General features: G+C 61.9%; 2 protein-coding genes. Both read left to right on the top strand.

The window, feature by feature from the left end:
- The coding region (locus tag Y708_RS22250) for an FG-GAP-like repeat-containing protein (protein WP_035774980.1) at positions 1-294 on the top strand (294 nt) is incomplete at its 5' end.
- 30 nt (positions 295-324) lie between these two features.
- On the top strand, positions 325-1,848 hold a 1,524-nt coding region (locus tag Y708_RS29525; protein WP_173401493.1), incomplete at its 3' end, for a GH25 family lysozyme.

The raw sequence follows: 1,848 nt of genomic DNA on the forward strand, positions 1-1,848 counted from the left end.
TTCAACGGCGACAAACGCAACGACCTCCTCGCCCGCCGACCCGACGGAACCCTCTGGTTCTACGCCGGCACCGGACAAGCCAGCACCACCCAGGAAGGCTACGCCCCAGCACAACAAAACGGCACCGGCGGCTGGCAAGCCTACACCGACATCTTCGGACCAGGAGACTTCAACAGCGACAACCGCAACGACCTCCTCGCCACCCGACCCGACGGAACCCTCTGGTACTACGCCGGCACCGGCACCATCCACACCAGCGCCCCCACCACACCACAACCCGCCGGAAAACTCTAACCACCCACCTCAATCTGCCGGAGAAAATATATGAGAACGTTCCGTACCTCCAGGATCGTTGCTGCAACCCTCTTGACTGCCGCCATGGTGGCAGGAGCCACTCCGGCGACGGCCCTAATGGCTCCACTTACCCCTGGATCAGACCTCTCGACTCCAGAGGCAACAACCCACACCACTGATGAGCCTGATGAAAGTGTGCAGCCTGCCCTGGAGCCAGCCGAATTCCCGGAGAGCGTCCAGTCTCCACTTGCCCCAACGCCGCCGGTCGACGCAGACGGCAAGTCAGGGGCGGAAGTAGAGCCGGAGGTAGAGGGAGAAGCGGAAGAAAAGGCCGAGGTTCCCCAAGGCGACCTTGAACTCGACGAAAAGCCAGACGCTCCGGCTGAGGAGGTTTCACCCGAACGGCTTGCGCGAAACGCTGAAGCGGTCGCTGAGTTGATCGGTCCGCTCGGCGCCAGCATGGGCCAGGGCCTGCAAAGGATTGAGGAGTCGGGCGATCCACAACAGCCGACTTACGAGGAGGCCGCCCAGCTTGACGCAGCGGTGTCCGGGGAGCTGGATGCTGATACGAAGGGGGCCTTTCGGGCGCCGGAGTCTTCAGCTGCACAACCCCAGGCAGCTTCGATCAGCAATTGGAAACCCGCCGGGATTCTCGGAGTGGACGTGAGCAGCCACCAGGGGCGGTACGTCGACTGGGCAGGAGCGTACCGGGAAGGATCCCGTTTTGCCTATGCCAAGGCAACCGAAAGCACGACGTACAAAAATCCCTACTTCAACGATCAATACAGCGGTGCAGCAAACGCGGGCATGGTCCGCGGCGCGTACCATTTCGCCATTCCCAGCGTTTCGAGCGGCGCCACGCAGGCAGACTATTTCATCAAGAACGGTGGCGGCTGGTCAGCTGACGGCAAAACCCTACCTCCCCTGCTTGACGTTGAGTACAACCCCTATCCTTCGTTGGGCAACGACTGTTACAACATGAGCCCGTCGCAGATGGTCAACTGGATCCGCGACTTCTCGAACACTATGGTGAGCCGCACCGGCCGTCAGCCGATGATTTACACCACCGCTGACTGGTGGAACCGTTGCACCGGCAACAGCACTGCCTTTGCCAATCACCCTCTTCATGTGGCCTCTTACAACACGTGCTGCGCCGGGACACTTCCCAGCGGGTGGAGCACCCACAGTGTGTGGCAGTACACCGACAGGGGACCGGTTGTCGGAGACTGGAACCGCTGGAACGGCACCGCCGCAGGTCTGACTGCTTTTGCCCGCAACAACTCCAGCTCAAGCACACCACCGGCCGTGGTTCAGCGGTCGTTGGCGGCGGTGAATGCGGGGGATTTCAACCGCAATGGGACCGATGATCTGGTCTCACGGCGCGTTGATGGCACCCTCTGGTTCCACGACGGTACCGGCAACGGGACGTTCCAGGCACCGGTCCGGATCGGCTCCGGCTGGGACATCTACAGCCAACTCGTCGGCGGCCAGGACTTCAACAATGATGGCCGGACCGACCTCATCGGCCGCAAAACCGACGGAACCCTCTGGTTC

It is taken from the genome of Arthrobacter sp. H5 (genome assembly GCF_000520595.1).
Lineage (GTDB): Bacteria > Actinomycetota > Actinomycetes > Actinomycetales > Micrococcaceae > Arthrobacter_D.